Raw genomic sequence first — 17,331 nt, forward strand, 5'->3', positions numbered from 1 at the left:
GATATTATGCACTTATGCTCCGGTATTTCCGGATTTATCCGTGGAGCCCTTTTATAATAAGGGGGCGTTTATGGATTCGACGGGGATAGTTCGAGCATGGGTAGCGGGTAGTGGGGACGCGTCCACTTCATCAACGCTAAAGCCTATTAAACGGCAAACAACAAAACAACTACGCTTTCGCAGCTTAATAACCTGTGAGCGTGCTCCTCTCCTGCATCGCCCATGTGCCGGATGTAGGGGCTAACCTATAGTGGGATACGCTGCCACATCTCCGCCTGGGGTGTGCTGAAGAAGACAATCAGGCTGACCCAACGTATAGCCGGTTACGGGGCGATACTCGGGTGACATCAAAACTGTGACTACACCCGTAGAAGCTTATGTGTCGTTATCTTCGGACAGGGGTTCGACTCCCCTCGCCTCCATTTGAAAAACCCGCTCATAGAGCGGGTTTTTGCTTTTTAGTAGATTCGATTGCGGACCAAGTGTAACTTTGATTCTACAAACTCCGATTATCTAAACCGCTTGATAAAATCACTTGCATTAAGGGAGCGGCCTTTCCAAGTCATAATAACTGCTTTTATTCTGAGCAAGGATGGATTTAACTCGATCCATGGTCCGTTCCTATCATCCCCTTCTCCATATTAATTTCAGAAATATACATTGAAAATAACACATGGGATGGTTCTTTCTGTAAACAAACTCTCTAATCTGGCCGATACATACATAAGATGGGTTATTGTTAAATATGCCCTTTTGCTTTTATATTTTGAATTAAATACTTATCTTTTTTACGAAGAAGGGACTAACCCTATGAGCTATATGGACGAGCATATTTTAAGTCTCAAAAATAGGCTTAATTATGATGTTGCATCTAATAACGTAAATACGAGTCTTTCTCAAATTGCTATATCCGAACGGGATCAATCCGTTTTCGGGGAAAATCAGGTGTTGCGGTTAGGTGATGAGCTCATTACGTTGGAATTGAGGGTGATTTTGGACGGACAAATGCAGGTAAGTGTGCCGAAATCTTTTAGCTTGATGCCACTGGAGCTGGCCAAATTTAAATATCCTTCGGAATATCGTCCAGAGGTCATTTATACCTCGGAGGATGGAACGGTGAATATCACCTTTAATCGGACAGAGTCCACTTTGGCAGACGAGGAACTTTATGAGTTTGTGGAGCAAATGGCGGACACTTTGCGAGCTGTACAACCGATCCGTAACTGGTTGGGCACTCAAGTGATCGTAAATCATTCCGGTCTGTCCATTGGGGTGATCCGTTTTGTTGCTGCAGGCGTGGATACAAATTTGTACAACGAAATCCTGCTGTTCACCCATGCAGGACAGGTAATGATGGGAACGTTTAACTGTATGGAATCGGACATGGAGGTATGGCTGCCTGTAGCGGAAAACACAGTACAATCGCTCCATGCAGTCTCTTTGCTTTTACATCCTACGCTTGAGAGAGGAGTGGATTCGCTATGAGTCTGGGCTACGATAATATCCAAATCCAGCCTTACGAGCTGGTTGAGCTGGAGCAGCTTACCCTCACGAAGAAAATCAACGAGCATACTCGGCTCTATTTTACAGGGATCATCCCGGAAGACATGCAGGACAGCTATGTGGAAACGACGGAAAAGAACACGGTTATTGAGGTAAGCCAGCGCAATGAATCGGGTGAAAGTAAGCCGCTATTCAGCGGAATTGCGCTATCGGTCGAAGTGAAGGTTGTGCGGGATGTGTACTATCTGGAGGTAGAGGCCATCTCCCATACTTATCGGATGGATATTCAGCAACGCACCCGTTCTTTTCAATATACCAAAATGACGATTCCTCAGATGCTGGAGCAGATTGGTAAGGATTATGAAGGGTTGGATGTGATTGATGGAGCGACAGGTGGAGAGCCTATCGGACGGATTTCCATCCAGTATCAGGAGACGGATTGGGCTTTTTTAAGACGCATGGCTTCCCGCTATCATACGAGCCTGATGCCTGTGTCTCGTTTTGATAGTCCCAAATTTTATTTCGGCATTGAAGACAGCTCTGCACAGGCTGTACTGGATCATACCCGTTATACGGTACGCAAGCAGATGCTGCCTTTCCGCTACTTTCAGGAAAATGAGCAGGCAAAGGTGAACGAAAATGATTTTATTTTTTATGAGGTGGAGACAGACGAGGTGCTGGATTTGGGCGCTCAGTTGACCTTTCAGGGACACAGTTTGTATGTCATGGAGGCTTATACGGAAATGAGACAGGGTCTGTTGCGGCATCAATATGTGCTTGCCTCGTATAAAGGCTTACGGCAGAAAGGCTATTATCAGGAAAAGCTGGCGGGTGCTTCATTAGGCGGGGTGGTCGTAGACGTACGTCAGGATCAGGTACGTATCCATCTGGACTGCGACGAGAAGCAGGCGGTCGATCAGGCGCATTGGTTCAACTATTCGACGATGTATAGCGGTGGGGGACATACAGGATGGTATGTGATGCCGGAGAAAGGGGACCCGGTTTCACTCTATTTTCCGGGCAGCCGTGAAGAGGATGGGGTAGCAGGCAGTGCAGTCCGACGTGCAGACAGAGGGAGCGGGCATAACAAGCTTTCCAATCCGCAGATGAAAATATGGCGAACACCTCATGGAAAAGAAATTCGTTTGGGACCGGATGAACTGGTCGTGACGGGTAAAGATGGTGCTATTTTTATCAAGCTGGACGATAAGGAAGGCATTCATATTATGAGCAATAAACAGGTAAGTATCTCGGCGGGTGGTAATCTGAGCTTGTCGGCTGGGAAAACGATGAATTTGTCGGCAGGCAGCGAGCTGCGTATGGATTGCAATGGCAGTCATATTCAATTGAGTGGATCAGCGGATATGAAGGGCAGTGAAGTGAAGTCGAATTAGGCTGTAGGGCAGCGGATGAATGGCATTAGCCTGAAGATATGAATTTATGAGAGCTTTAGGTGGTGGTTGAGTACAAATGGAGAAGCCTATGGATGAGTTAGAACCGCAATGGCAAGCCATTTTGAATCAGGCGTGGTTTCTCATCCGCAGAGACTGGGCACTGAAGTTCAAGGTGACACAGGAGCAACGGATTCAGGCCTGTGTCGAAGAGTTTCGGGGATATTGCCAGCACATTCGGCAAGAGCAGCTTCAAGGAAGAAAAGGAAGGATCGGTTATATCACGTACTCTATGCTACGTACCACCTGGCTGGAAGAACGGCCTGCTTATTTCGTAGAGGCTTCCGATGTTTTATGGATGCTTGATCCGCAGCCGATCCGATTGGAATGGGATACAAGCTGGACATATTCCTACTGGACCGATTTGCAGCGACAATTGCGAGGGGAGGTAGAGAAGCAGCAAGTTTCTCTATCAGAGCTTGAATGGGAGCAGGTTATGTTGGAAGCAGCGGTACACATTCATGCGCTCGTTGTGAATGTGGTGCGCTCGGCAATGAAACAGGCGGTGTACTTATCGGAGTTTCAAGAGCTGGAGCGAGAAGAGACATTCGAGATTCGTGTCGGCGAATATTTGGATCATAGTGTATCGGTATATCGAGAAGATCGCAGAGCCATGGAGGCGAATGAGATTCGGTCGTGGTTGGAGGAAAAAGAGGAACATGCGTACAGCTATCAGGCGTTGACTCAAGTTCATTTGTCGGATGGGGATTTTAGCCTGTTGGATTTTCGTTATACAGCCTTTCGCCAAATCAGGATGGAGCATAGCCGTCTACATGGCTGTGTTCTAGTAGGAACAGTGTGGCAGGAAAGTGAGTTAAATGGAATTGATTTGACATACAGTTTGCTTCATGGAGCCAATTTTAGCGGATGCTCGATGAAAGGGGCCATATTGGATGTCGTTATAGGGAACGCCGGATATGGATCAGATGCTTCACTGGATTGGGAGCCATTAGGTTTTGCTGGAGTAGATTTCACAGGTGCGAGCTTGCAAGGAGCCCGTTTTCATGATGCACAATTGCGGGGAGCCATTTTTCAAGAGGCGTTACTACAAAAAGCGTCCTTGGACGGGGCAGATCTAACCGATGCCTGCTTTGTTGGAGCAAATGTGACAGGTGCATCCTTTAAAGGAACTTGTTTGATCGGAGCTAATTTTACAGGTGCCAATGTACAAGGAGTCATTTTTACCGATGAACAGCGTAGAGGAGCCATTGGTTTGGAGTGGTCTACTCTTGGGTCTTCTCATTCATATGGAGAGCTGTCTGCGTCTACAGAGGTAAGGGATGATGTTAGCAAAAGGAAGTGGCTGCATTGAGATATTTTCGACTGATGATAGACGAGCGGGTAAAACATCGGGTGGAGCCTGCTGCGCTATCTCCTTTGCAAGTAGAAGAAATCCTGACGGAAGCTGAGGGAGAGCAACAGCAGGATGATCCGCTTTTTTTGGCTGTACATACCGATCCACGAACAGTGTACCCGGATTTCCTGGAATTTCCCCTACCCCTGGTGTCCGACCGGTTGAAAGTATTATTGGAGAAATATATGCCAGGACTGAAATGGAAAGCGGCCATCCTTACCGAATTTCAGCAGGCTAGACAGGAGGTATACTGGGTGCTTTGTCCGCCGATGGTGGATTGTTTGTCCGCACAAACGGAATGGTATCCCAATGGTACATTGAAACAATTGATACTAAGACAGGGGGAGATAGAGCCACCTGTTTTTCGGATTGAGGGACTGGTCGAACCTTATATCTATATCCATTTGGCTGTGGCAGAAAGCCTGCTGCGCCGATCTTTTACAGGCATTCGAGTGCAAAGAGTTGAGAAGGAAGCACCAAGGAGGATGAGGTAAGTGGAAGAAGCCCAAGTGAGACCGGGAACGGGTGCAAAAAAAAGCTATGTTGTGGCGGGAGCGATCTTAAGTTGTAGTTATGGAACACAACCTACCCGTTTGAAGAGACCTTTTAGCCATGGCGTCTACGTAAAAGACAAAGCACAAATGAACATTGGAGATTACGTTCCAGGGGTGAACATTCAGTCTTTTGGAAATTGCTCCAGTCCCTTAAATCCAGCCGTGCAGGCAAGTGAGATGGTGGACATCTATGGCGTGAAAAAGGCTCCGTGTATTCCAGTCCTGACCATGCCGTGGCTGAATGGAAAAAGTGATGTGAAGATCGAAGGGCAGCCCGCTTTGACACATAACTGTACCCATCAGTGTCTGTATTGTGGTCATATCCAAATTGAAAATGATGGACAGGAGCTGGATTAAGGGTCTGTTTCAAAACCGTTAGGTTTCGGAATTGTATTCGGGACGTGTATACAGTTGAACTGAAGGCTGCTTCGCATTCGTACCAGATGGATATCCAGATAAAGAAGCGATCTTATCAGGATATCCGTCTTACCTACGATGGTCTGGTCACTGCGATGGTACGTTTAAAATACAAGTAATATCAGTATGGAGATGGCCTTGATATTATGGGGGTGAGAAGCAACTCAAGAGTTCATCATCTTCTTCTCTTTGTAATAAAGTATTGACAAGAATAAAAATATATTATATCTTTATATCAAGATAAATAAATTAAAGATAAAAACAAACAGTAAATTTTGAATAGGGAGGTATACACATGATTGCGATTTTAGAAAGAATTAATCAGTTGGCAAACAAAGCAAAAGAAGTTGGGTTAACTGAAATTGAAAAAACGGAGCAAATGAATCTTCGCAAGGAATACCTTCAAATCTTTCGGGGCTCTATCAAAAGCATACTTTTGAATGCTACGATCTATGATCCGAATGGAGACGATGTGACTCCTGAAAAACTAAGAAAAGAACAGGCTCAAATCGTTAAGCCAGAAACTTAATTTTGTCTAATATCTCTAATTTGAAAATCTTCAAATAATAAATAATAACTACGGAGAGTGATTTTATGTTGGCGAGTGGATTGTTACTGATACGTTTGGTGGTTGGATTATTATTGGTGGGGCATGGGGCTCAGAAGCTTTTTGGCTGGTTTGGCGGCTATGGTCCAAAAGGTACTGGCGGTTGGATGGAATCCATCGGGATCAAGCCCGGGGTATTGATGGCTGTGGCTGCTGGGTTGATGGAATTGCTGGGAGGGGCTCTATTTACTGTAGGACTGCTCACTCCACTGGCTGCATTGTTGATTACGATGACGATGCTTGGAGCGATTGTCAAAGTACATGGTCAAAACGGAATCTGGGCAACCGCTAATGGATATGAATATCCGCTGGTCCTTATTGCTGTCGTAATCGGAATTGCGTTGACAGGGGCAGGTTCATATTCCATTGATGCAATACTTCATTAATACATGAACTTAGGTCATTAAAGATTATCAATAATGAAAAATAAGGATTTCTACAATTAAAGGAGGGTTTTATATGTCACTTCAAACTACAGGTATCCATCATATTACAGCTTTTGCTGGTAATCCGCAGGCAAATGTCGACTTCTATGCAAGTATTCTTGGACTTCGGTTAGTGAAGAAAACAATCAACTTCGATGCTCCTGAGGTTTACCACTTGTACTTTGGTAACGAGGCGGGGAGTCCTGGAACGATCATTACTTTTTTCCCGGCACCAGAAACTCCCAAAGGGCGCATCGGAGGTGGTCAGGTGGGCATAACCTCGTATGTGGTACCGCCAGGCTCGCTTGATTTTTGGCAGCATCGTTTGCAAAACTTTGATATTCAAGTGACGAAAACAAGCCGCTTTAATGAACAGTATCTTCAATTCGAGGATAATGAAGGCCTGCGTCTTGAACTTGTTGAACGTGCAGAGGGAGCAAACAGTACTTGGTCTTACGGTGGTATTTCGGCCGATAAAGCAATTAAGGGCTTTGGAGGCGCCGTGCTGTTTAGCACCAACCCACAGAAAACGATGGATGCATTGGAGAGCATACTCGGATTTACGAAGATCGATGAAGACGCCGAATATGCTCGTTATCAGTCCGCTGGAGAAATCGGCAACATTGTGGATGTTCCGCTCGTCAAAATGGGCTTAGGCTTTGGTGGAGCAGGCACGGTACATCACATTGCATGGCGCGCAAAAGATTTCGAACAACATGAAGATTGGAGAAGCACAGTCCAGCATTATGGCTATCAGCCGACCCCAATCATCGACCGCCAATATTTTAATGCGATATATTTCAGAGAAGCGGGCGGCATACTGTTCGAAATTGCTACTGATCCACCGGGATTTGCTAACGATGAGCCTGCTGAATCTTTGGGGCAGAAATTAATGCTGCCAGAGTGGTATGAGCCACAGCGGGCTCAGATCGAGGCAAACCTGCATCCTATTGAAGTGAGAACATTAACAGATAAACAAAAGTAAACAAAATTAAACGAAATAGCTGCTGTTTTGCATCCAGATGAAGTCACGTAAATCCACAATCTCATTCGATTGTGGATTTTTCATTCGATGAATTACCTCCTGAAAATGAAATCATCCGCAATTAGCTTATATTTATGATTTGATTAATCTAATATACGACATAATCTATCAGACAGAATCCGCTTCCAGGTATGTGTCTCGTGATCTTCCATCCTTTTGTTATTCTACTAACCTTTCAGACTTTACCAGCATTTCTCGTAACACGTGAGCGACTCGGCTTTTTCGGTGCTCTGCTTTCTTTTTTATCACTCGTAATGATTGTTGGAATGCTGGGGTATTATTGTGATAATAAAACTGCTTGGCTGCCATGCGTAGTGTCCTTCTCAACAACATGGCTGATGAACGTGTTAACCTGGAACGGAGTCCCCTGCGCAATACTCGCAGCGTATTTTTGTAGGTCTCAAAATCCTCGGATGGAGGGATTAGAGCGAATAAATTTAGCGAGGAGTCATGGAACCCGTAAGTTTCATACATGATTCTCAGATTTTCCATATTTAAAACGTTACCTCTAAGATGGGTTGGATGTTCCTGATGATACCCGACCACCTCTTTGATGCAATAAAAGGGGATTTTCAAGCGATGCAGCCTATAGCCAAGATCCCAGTCTTCGAGTCCATATAACACGAACCGTTCATTAAAACCTCCAATACGAATCAAGTGGCTGCGTCTGATGGCTACACAACGAGTTACTAGCATCATCCAGGGAGCTACGTCCGTGGAGGCAAATTGTTTTTGAGTACTGGGCGGAACCCTTGTGGGACTAACGACTTTAGACAGTGCACCCGTTTGATGAAGGATATCTTCTGGCGTTATGACCGGGGTAATTTCATTCGCTGTTTCAAAGTCAGGATTCCATAAGCCTGATTGTGTAAGTATGCTCCGACAATGTTCTTTCTCTTCCGCAGAAAAGTCAGGGTGATAATGGGTAAAAGCATCGTCCCACGAGTGTGGAATGCCTGAAAGCACGGATTTGGGATACTTGCGGTGATAACGGCTCACGGTTCTAATGAAATGAGGCAGCACCAAAAAGTCAGCATCGCAGAAAATGATGTATAGCCCTTTTGCACGGCGCAGTCCCAAATTTCGAACGGCAGATCGACCGCGTTGTTCCGGGTGTGACACATAAGTAAGAGGATAGGATGCTTTGAAGCCTTCGACCATTTCTTTCGTTCCGTCTGTAGAACCATCATCAGCTACAATGACTTCGAATAGTTGCTTCGGGTAGGTTTGTGATTCAAATGAAGCGAGTGTGAGCAACAACTGCTGGGCGCGATTATAGGTTGGAATGATGACGCTGTAGCGGATAGCCAATGTGATCTCCCCCCCCACCATTCTAATTAGAGAACCTTTGAACGAGATAAATAATAACAATGTATTCAAGGATTTTAGCCTGGTCTAGTCAAATACCCCCCTGAAGGTGCGAAACAGGCTTGGTTCTATCGGATGTTAGGTCGGGTTCTGTATTTTTGGCTGTTTTGCAGATATGTTCAGTGGTGTGATGTATATGTCATGGCAGCATTATGCATAAGAATGTAAAGTAAAAGGGACACAAACAAACATGAGATGAAATGGGCATGTTTATGGTAAACTATATGGAGTTATAGAAGACCTGAAAGAGGAGTACTATATGACACAATTTGTCTATAAGCAAATTATTGACGATCTTAAAATGAAAATTTTCGCTGGAAAGTTTGCAGATATGAGATTGCCAGATGAACGTAGTCTTAGTGAGACTTACCAGGTTAGTCGTAGTTCCATTAAACGTGCTCTGACTAAAATGGAGAGTGTCGGAATTATTTTCAAAAAACAAGGTTCCGGGACATTTATTAATCCCTTATACATAAGAAATGAATCTATCTTTAACTACGAAGGCTCTAATCTAGGGGTTACTGATAATTTTCAAATGCATGGCAAAAAGCCAAAAATCAAAGTATTGAGTTTTGAGGTCATTCCACCGACAGAAGAACTACAGCGCGATTTGTTCTTGGACACTCATGATTTTGTTTATAAAATCGTTCGGTTGCGTCTGTTTGATGATGATCCATTTATGATCGAAACGGGCTATATCCCCATTAAAATTGTCCAGGATTTAAATCAGACGATTATTGAGGGTTCCATTTTTAATTATTTGGAGGACTCGCGGAACCTGGCTGTCACCAAATCTTTCTTATCCATTTTTGCAGAACCGTCTCAAAAAAATGACCAAAAGCTGCTGCAATTGAAAGAAAATGAACCCGTAGGCATTATGGAGGGTGTTTTCTTTTTGGATAACGGTACCCCATTTGAATTTTCGCATATGCGATTTCACTACAAATATTTGAAATTTAATACCTTTGTATCGGTACACTAACGAAAAGACTGGAGAATTCTCCGGTCTTTTTTTATGGTTTTGAAAAAGAATTAAAGCCTGCGAACTCTTCGTTTATCACGAATTTTATTTGTTTATCTTTCTATATATTTTAATGTAAGGGCTTTTTTACTGTCTTTTTAATTTATATTTCATAGTATGTTCAAAATTTCACAAAATTGGACCGTATCACTTGTGAAAAAGGTTGAATTAATTTAGCGTAGCGTTATGATGTACATGTAGATGAAATTTACGGAAATAAATTACAAACAATATTACAAACCAAATTACTAGGGAGTGGACACCATGGCCTTATCACCCGTGTTAGCAGAATACTCATCTCAAACATATTTGAAAAAACTGGATGCATACTGGCGTGCAACCAACTACATTTCAGTAGGTCAGCTTTATTTAAAAGACAATCCTTTGTTGAGAGAACCTTTGAAAGATTCGGATGTAAAGGTGAAGCCTATTGGACACTGGGGCACGATTCCAGGCCAAAACTTTATTTATGCTCATCTTAATCGTGTTATTAATAAATATGATTTGAACATGCTTTACATTGAAGGTCCTGGTCACGGCGGCCAGGTTATGGTTTCAAATTCATATCTTGATGGAAGCTACACTGAAATCTATCCACAAATCACTCAAGATATCCCAGGCATGAAGAAACTGTTCAAACAATTTTCGTTCCCTGGCGGTATTGCTTCGCATGCTGCTCCTGAAACACCTGGATCTATCCATGAAGGTGGAGAGCTGGGCTATTCCCTTTCTCATGGTGTAGGTGCTATTTTAGATAATCCGAATCTGATTTCGGCTGTTGTTATTGGGGATGGTGAAGCCGAAACGGGACCATTAGCCGCTTCGTGGTTCTCTAACAGATTTATCAATCCAATCACGGATGGCGCAGTGCTTCCAATCTTACACTTAAATGGCTTCAAAATTAGTAACCCAACGATTATGTCTCGCCAATCGAAAGAAGAGTTAACCTCGTTCTTTAAAGGTTTAGGTTGGGAACCTTTTTTTGTTGAAGGTGAAGACCCTGATCACATGCATCCAGAAATGGCGAAAGTATTGGATACTGCCATCGAGAAGATCGAAGCTATCCAGAAGAATGCGCGTGAAAATAATGACCTTACTCGTCCGGCGTGGCCAGTACTTATCTTCCGTTCACCTAAAGGCTGGACGGGTCCAAAGGAATGGGACGGAGTGCCGAATACAAATTCGTTCCGTGCCCATCAGGTTCCAATTCCGGTTGATCAAAAAAATATGCAGCACGCACCTGCCTTATTAGAATGGCTGAATAGCTATAGACCAGAGGAATTGTTCGACGAAAACGGTCGTTTAAAAGCTGAGATTGCTGAAATTCTGCCTACAGGCGATAAACGAATGGGAATGAACCCTGTTGCGAATGCGGGTAACCTTATTAAAGACTTGAAATTGCCAGATTTCCGTAACTATGCGCTGGATAACTCCACGCCTGGTAAAGTGATTGCGCAAGATATGTCGGTTTTGGGAAAATACGTTAAAGATGTGGTTGTATTAAATGAAGAGAATCGCAATTTCAGAATCTTCGGACCTGACGAAACGATGTCTAACCGCTTGGCTCCTGTTTTTGAAGTAACCAAACGCCAATGGATGGATCAAATTATTGAGCCTAATGATGAATTCTTGTCATCTTATGGTCGTGTCATTGATTCCCAATTGTCTGAACACCAAGCTGAAGGATTGCTGGAAGGTTACGTGTTAACAGGTCGTCATGGTTTCTTTGCAAGTTACGAAGCCTTCCTGCGTGTGGTTGACTCGATGATCACTCAACACTTCAAATGGCTGCGTAAAGCAACGGACCAAGGATGGCGTGCAGATATCCCATCATTGAATGTTGTAGCTACTTCAACGGTCTTCCAACAGGATCATAATGGGTATACACACCAAGATCCAGGCTTGTTGGGACATTTGGCTGATAAGAAACCAGAATTTATTCGTGAGTATCTGCCAGCTGACGCCAACTCTCTGCTAGCTGTTTTTGACACCATTTTAAATGACCGTCAAAAGATCAATCTGGTTGTTTCGTCCAAACACCCACGTCCACAATGGTTCTCTGCTGATGAAGCGAAAGAATTGGTAGACAAAGGATTGAAGATTATTGACTGGGCAAGTACAGATCAAGGTGGAGAGCCTGATATTGTCATCGCTTCTGCTGGTACAGAGCCAACGATTGAAAGCTTAGCTGCAATCTCGATCTTGCATAAAAAACTGCCTGACTTGAAGATTCGCTACATCAACGTAGTAGACTTACTGAAGTTGAGAAGCCAAAAGTTAGATCCTCGTGGATTATCTGACGCTGAGTTTGATCAATTTTTCACAAAAGACAAGCCAGTCGTATTCGCTTTCCATGGTTACGAAGGTCTGATCAAAGACCTGTTCTTTGATCGTCAAAACCATAACCTGCATGTACATGGTTACCGTGAAAATGGCGATATTACGACACCGTTTGATATGCGTGTATTGAATCAAATGGATCGTTTTGACTTGGTGAAAGAAGCTGTTCTAAACTTACCTGACGCTGGAAAGTACGCGAATATTGCGGATGAAATGGATGCAATGGTTAAGAAACATCATCAATTCATTCGTGAAGAAGGCATTGACTTGCCAGAGGTAGAGAACTGGGTATGGGAAGGTCTGAAATAAAAAAGTATAGTACATTTCAGCTTTGTGTTGGACAGCCAAGCAGTCAAGCATGAAGTGAAATATATGATTTGGTAGTAGTATAGAAGTGCCTGACCCCTTGACTTCAAGTATGATTTCAACGGGGATCAGGCACTTTTTGATGTAGCACACTGAGAATTTAATAGGGAAGTCACGAGCAAGTGGGTAATAAGTATATGGGAACTGAATGGTTAGCTGCATTTTGTCTGAATATTGAAGAGGTGTTATGGTATAAGGGAATAGGAGAGGAGGCTGTTAATATGAACCATCAAATTCCGGAGAAGGTATTGAATGATGGCACTAAGGTGCCTGTTATTGGATTTGGAACTGCTGGATTGAAGGGTGCAGATGGAGTAAAAGTGATAGCCGACGCGATTGACGCGGGTTACCGTCTAATTGACACAGCTTTCAACTATGAAAATGAAGGCGCTGTCGGGAAAGCTGTCCAGCAGAGTTCTATACCGAGAGAAGAATTATTGATTTGCTCCAAACTTCCAGGTCGTCGACATGCGTATCAGGAAGCTATTGTCACGATTGAAGAGTCATTATATAGAGGCGGTTTGGACTATTATGATCTGTATTTGATCCATTGGCCGAATCCCCAAATTGATCGTTATGTTGAAGCCTGGCAGGCGTTGATTGAGGCGAAGAAGCGGGGCTATATTCGTTCCATCGGGGTCTGCAATTTTCTGCCTGAGCATAATGAACGTTTGATTCGGGAAACAGGTATCGCACCGAGCATCAATCAGGTTGAATTGCATCCATTGTTTAACCAGGAGCATCAGCGTACCAAAGATGCTGAACAGGGTATTGTGACAGAATCGTGGAGCCCCTTGGGTCGCGGTCACAGCATGATGGAAAATGAAGAGATTGGGAAAATTGCTGCTGCTCATGGCAAAACAGCGACACAGGCGATTTTACGTTGGCACATCCAACTGGGAGCAATTCCAATTCCTAAGGCTTCTTCTGTAAAACATCAGACGGAAAATCTGGACATTTTTGATTTTGAGTTGTCACCAGAGGAAATGAACGTGATCTCAGCACTAAGCAGGGAAGATGGACGGCTATGGGGACAGGACCCCAATTCCTATGAAGAACTATAATCTACAAGAATGAATTCGAAGGGTTCAAAAATCTGTAGAGGTTTTTTGAACCCTTTGCTTTTTAGTAATAGCGGAAAGGATGCGATAGGCCTAAATATAGCTATGATGAATGATGAACATTTTTAACCGGACATGATGTATGATATGGGGGAATGCAGTCTTTTTGAAGGAGGGCATCATGGGAGTTTTATCAAGGTTTAAGGATATTATGAAGGTGAATATCAGCGCCTTATTGGATAAGGCGAGTGATCCAGAGAAGACCATTGATGATTATATGCGGAACTTGAACAGTGATCTGGGCAAAGTGAAAGCAGAAACGGCCTCAGTGCTGGCTGATGAGAAAAGAGCGAAAAGAGCACTAGATGAATGTAGAGCTGAGATCGAAAAGCTCCAGCATTATGCAAGTAAGTCTGTGGAGGCTGGCAATGAAGATGAGGCTCGAAAGTTTCTGGAACGTAAAATCTTGCAGACAGAGAAACTGGAATCGTTACAGACCTCCTACGAATTAGCTTCGGCAAACGCCGTACATATGAAACAAATGCAGGGGAAATTGGTATCCGATATAGGGCGGCTGGAAGTGCGGCGTGCCGAACTTAAAGGGAAGCTGGCGGTCGCCAAAGCACAGCAAGCCTTAAATTCTATGGGCGACCATGATTCTGTATTCGAAGCCTTGGAAGAGAAGGCAAACAAGGCATATGATGAAGCGATGGCGATAGCCGAGCTCCGGGGAGAGACGAAGGACGACCTGGATGCGTTATTCGTACAATATGAGAAGAGTACCAATGCAGAAGATGAGCTGGCTGCAATCAAGGAGAAAATCAATCCCAAAGAATCATAAGAGTTTCTACAATGAAGAGGTGAGCAGATGCCGGTTATCGAGTACAAATGCCCCAATTGCGGCAGCGGCATGGTCTTTGACAGTGAGACAGGAATGTTATCTTGCCATAGCTGCGGAAGAGAGGACAACATCGATACAATTCCTGATCCTCTGACCAATCGTATTTTTTCAGAAGATGAGGCCCATGAGTATCATTGCAATAACTGTGGAGCAGTGATTATGACCGAAGTGGAAACGAGTGCAACGGTGTGCAGCTTTTGTGGTTCTGCCGTGGTTTTAGGTGATCGACTGACCGGGGAGCTAGCTCCGGCGCAGGTTATTCCTTTTTCGATCAGCAAGGAAGAAGCCATAGCTGCATTCAAAAAGTGGTGCAAGAATGGTCGTCTGACACCGAACCGGTTTATGATAGCAGACCGAATCAAGGGAATAACCGGTATGTATGTCCCCTTCTGGTTATATGAATTACATAATCATATTGAGGTTCAAGGTGAAGGTACCCAAGTGAGGACCTATACGAGCGGAGATTACGAATATACAGAAACAAAGCATTTTGATGTATATCGGAAAATCCGTTTGAATTACGTAAAGGTTCCGATTGATGCTGCGGAGAAAATGAATGACGAGCTGATGGATAAATTGGAGCCTTTTCCTTATGATCAGCTCAAACCTTTTAAAACGCCATATCTAGCGGGCTATATTGCGGAAAAGTATAGTTATAACGAAGAGGAGCTTTTCCCGCGCGTGAAAGGCAAAGTGAAGGAATATATTGATGCTTATATTCAGTCCACGGTGTCAGAGTATACGTCCGTGAGTTACACGGAAAAGCAAATTGATACAACATTAAAGCAAGCGGATTATGTCCTGCTCCCAGTATGGGTCATCCACTATGACTACAATCAATTGGAGCATACGTTTGCGATGAACGGTCAGACGGGCAAGGTAGTTGGTAAGCCTCCGATTAGCAAATTCAAAGTGACGGCTTGGTTTGCGGGCATTTTCGGCATGACTCTCTTTTCATTAAGATTGATCACTTGGCTGATCATGGGAGGAGAATTCTATTGAAAAAATATAGAGCCATTGTGGCCGTTTTGTTGTTCTTTGCTGTTTTTCTGGCGGTTCCTATGGAAATGAAGGGCGAAGCAGCAACGACAGAAATGAAGCCATTGATTTATGATGAGGCGAGTTTGCTTAATCAGGAAGAGTATGATGTGTTGAACTCTATGGCTAATCAATACGGAGCCGAAAGAGAAACGGACATTATTATTTATACGACCAACAATCCCGACAATATGGATGTTGTGAAAATGACACAGGATTTTTATGATGATCATGGTCCGGGTTATGACAGATCTCATGGAAATGCAGTTATTTTAACGATGGATATGAGAAATAGAGAGGTTTATTTAGCTGGCTTTTACAAAGCAGAACGGTATCTGGATGACGATAGGCTTACTAAAATACGCCATGAAATTACCCCGGATCTGACGAATGGCAACTATGGACTTGCCTTTCAAAAGTATATTCTCGATGCGCACAAATATTTGGCCATCCGTCCAGGAGTGAATCCAGACAGTATATTTTTCAAAGGCTGGCTTCACTTGGCGATTGCGCTGGGATTGGCGTCTATTATTGTAGGTAAGATGGTTTCGAGTTCCGGCGGTCGGGTTACGGTAAATCGGCAGACCTACGAGGATGCAAGCACGTCAGGGATTCTGGCACATCAAGATATGTACACTCACACCACGACAACGAAGCGGAAGATTGAAAAGAGCAGTAGCAGCAGCTCATCAGGCGGAGGGGGCGGAACCACCAGCGGCGGTCATTCGCATAGCGGCAGCAGAGGATCATTTTAACGGAAGGGATGGATACAGCACATGGGATTCTTCAGAAATCAATTTGCAAATGTTGTTGAATGGGAAGAATTTAGGGATGACATGATTTTTTGGAAGTGGAGCAATCGTGAAATTAAAAAAGGCAGTAAATTAATCATTCGCTCCGGTCAGGACGCCATTTTTGTCAATAACGGTAAGATCGAGGGTATCTTTGAGAATGAAGGGTCATATAACATGGACGCGGATATTATTCCATTTCTATCGACATTAAAAGGGTTCAAGTTCGGTTTTAACAGCGGCATGCGGGTCGAGGTCTTGTTCGTTAATACGAAGGAGTTTACTGTAAAATGGGGAACACAAAATCCGGTTTTGATCCCGACTCCCCAACTGCCAGGTGGAATGCCGATTCGCGCCAATGGTACATTTAATTTTAAAGTAAACGATTATGTTACGCTTATTGATAAGATTGCCGGGGTAAAGGACAGTTATCTTGTTGAGGATGTTAAAATACGGATTACATCGGTGTTGGATCAGTTATTGATGAAGTGGATCAGCAGAGAAGGCAAGGATATGTTTAATCTACAGGCGAATGCTTCTGATATATCAAAGGGCATCCAAGAAGACCTGGATATGCAAGTGATGGACAACGGAATGACGATTACAAGCTTTCATGTGATGAGCTTCAATTATCCTCAAGAAATTCAGGATATGATTACAAAGACAGCTTCTCATGAAATGATCGGTAATCTGCAAAAGTACCAACAAGTGACGATGACCGACGGTATGGCATCGGGGAATGTAAAAGGCGGCGGTGCTGCGTCGGATATGGCCAGTATGATGATGGGCATGAATATAGCCAATGAAATGATGAAAAATTTGAATCCAAGTCAGCAGCCTCAGGCTGAGACTCAGCCTGCAACCGATGCCCCCACTCCTTCTGGCGACGGTAAAAGGCCAAATTTTTGTCCGAATTGTGGTACAAAAAACGAGGGAGCTAACTTTTGTCCGAATTGTGGACAGAAATTGAACGGGTAGCTTTGTAAACCAAACAGCAGTTGTTGCAGAGTATTCTCTGTGATGACTGCTTTTTTAATGTAAATTGTTCAAGCATTTTCTTTATAAATCCGATTTATTGGATTGAAAAAG

16 protein-coding genes and 1 other RNA gene are annotated in these 17,331 nt (G+C 43.7%); 16 read left to right on the forward strand and 1 reads right to left on the reverse strand.

What is annotated here, in order from left to right; translation table 11 throughout:
- Positions 1–60: 60 nt before the first annotated feature.
- The 9 genes from ssrA (at position 61) to ACN6NF_RS00950 (ending at position 7,296) form a co-directional block, all read left to right on the forward strand.
- Positions 61–425, forward strand: a transfer-messenger RNA (tmRNA) gene (gene ssrA, locus ACN6NF_RS00910).
- 385 nt (positions 426–810) lie between these two features.
- On the forward strand, positions 811–1,485 hold the full coding sequence (locus ACN6NF_RS00915; RefSeq protein WP_474314312.1) for a hypothetical protein: 675 nt from the start codon (positions 811–813) through the stop codon (positions 1,483–1,485).
- Positions 1,482–2,897, forward strand: a complete 1,416-nt coding sequence (locus tag ACN6NF_RS00920) for a phage baseplate assembly protein V (RefSeq protein ID WP_474314314.1) — start codon at positions 1,482–1,484, stop codon at positions 2,895–2,897. Before ACN6NF_RS00915 ends, ACN6NF_RS00920 begins: the two co-directional genes overlap by 4 nt.
- A gap of 76 nt (positions 2,898–2,973) precedes the next feature.
- Positions 2,974–4,266 (forward strand): pentapeptide repeat-containing protein, encoded by a 1,293-nt coding sequence (locus ACN6NF_RS00925; RefSeq protein WP_474314317.1) that lies wholly within the window; start codon positions 2,974–2,976, stop codon positions 4,264–4,266.
- Between the two features lie 14 nt (positions 4,267–4,280).
- A complete protein-coding gene (locus tag ACN6NF_RS00930; RefSeq protein ID WP_474314541.1) occupies positions 4,281–4,802 on the forward strand; it encodes a hypothetical protein in 522 nt (173 codons plus the stop codon).
- Complete coding sequence (locus tag ACN6NF_RS00935) at positions 4,803–5,219, forward strand: DUF4280 domain-containing protein (protein WP_474314318.1); 417 nt, start codon at positions 4,803–4,805, stop codon at positions 5,217–5,219.
- A 355-nt stretch (positions 5,220–5,574) separates the two neighbouring features.
- Complete coding sequence (locus tag ACN6NF_RS00940) at positions 5,575–5,808, forward strand: DUF896 domain-containing protein (RefSeq protein WP_474314319.1); 234 nt, start codon at positions 5,575–5,577, stop codon at positions 5,806–5,808.
- Positions 5,809–5,873: 65 nt separating this feature from the next.
- Positions 5,874–6,272: a DoxX family protein gene (locus ACN6NF_RS00945; protein ID WP_474314321.1), complete on the forward strand. Its 399-nt coding sequence runs from the start codon at positions 5,874–5,876 to the stop codon at positions 6,270–6,272.
- Between the two features lie 73 nt (positions 6,273–6,345).
- On the forward strand, positions 6,346–7,296 hold the full coding sequence (locus ACN6NF_RS00950; RefSeq protein ID WP_474314322.1) for a ring-cleaving dioxygenase: 951 nt from the start codon (positions 6,346–6,348) through the stop codon (positions 7,294–7,296).
- A 219-nt stretch (positions 7,297–7,515) separates the two neighbouring features.
- On the opposite strand, the gene ACN6NF_RS00955 is transcribed toward ACN6NF_RS00950, so the two are convergent.
- Positions 7,516–8,667, reverse strand: coding sequence for a glycosyltransferase (locus ACN6NF_RS00955; RefSeq protein ID WP_474314324.1), 1,152 nt, complete (start codon positions 8,665–8,667; stop codon positions 7,516–7,518).
- 316 nt (positions 8,668–8,983) lie between these two features.
- Here ACN6NF_RS00955 and ACN6NF_RS00960 point away from each other — a divergent pair, with 316 nt between their 5' ends.
- From ACN6NF_RS00960 to ACN6NF_RS00990, 7 genes are all read left to right on the forward strand, one after another.
- A complete protein-coding gene (locus ACN6NF_RS00960) occupies positions 8,984–9,706 on the forward strand; it encodes a GntR family transcriptional regulator (protein ID WP_474314327.1) in 723 nt (240 codons plus the stop codon).
- A 303-nt stretch (positions 9,707–10,009) separates the two neighbouring features.
- Positions 10,010–12,394 (forward strand): phosphoketolase family protein, encoded by a 2,385-nt coding sequence (locus tag ACN6NF_RS00965; protein ID WP_474314330.1) that lies wholly within the window; start codon positions 10,010–10,012, stop codon positions 12,392–12,394.
- A 278-nt stretch (positions 12,395–12,672) separates the two neighbouring features.
- The gene (locus ACN6NF_RS00970) at positions 12,673–13,515 is read left to right on the forward strand and encodes an aldo/keto reductase (RefSeq protein WP_474314332.1); all 843 of its coding nucleotides are present in this window, start codon (positions 12,673–12,675) and stop codon (positions 13,513–13,515) included.
- A 178-nt stretch (positions 13,516–13,693) separates the two neighbouring features.
- Positions 13,694–14,353: a PspA/IM30 family protein gene (locus ACN6NF_RS00975; RefSeq protein ID WP_474314333.1), complete on the forward strand. Its 660-nt coding sequence runs from the start codon at positions 13,694–13,696 to the stop codon at positions 14,351–14,353.
- A 27-nt stretch (positions 14,354–14,380) separates the two neighbouring features.
- Positions 14,381–15,415: a TFIIB-type zinc ribbon-containing protein gene (locus ACN6NF_RS00980; RefSeq protein WP_474314335.1), complete on the forward strand. Its 1,035-nt coding sequence runs from the start codon at positions 14,381–14,383 to the stop codon at positions 15,413–15,415.
- Entirely contained in the window at positions 15,412–16,206 is a 795-nt protein-coding gene (locus tag ACN6NF_RS00985; protein WP_474314336.1) for a TPM domain-containing protein, read from the forward strand. The genes ACN6NF_RS00980 and ACN6NF_RS00985 overlap by 4 nt, the downstream gene beginning before the upstream one ends.
- 21 nt (positions 16,207–16,227) lie before the next feature.
- Positions 16,228–17,220 (forward strand): SPFH domain-containing protein, encoded by a 993-nt coding sequence (locus ACN6NF_RS00990; protein WP_474314338.1) that lies wholly within the window; start codon positions 16,228–16,230, stop codon positions 17,218–17,220.
- The last annotated feature ends 111 nt before the right edge of the window (positions 17,221–17,331 follow it).

This window comes from Paenibacillus sp. TSM33 (genome assembly GCF_056099025.1).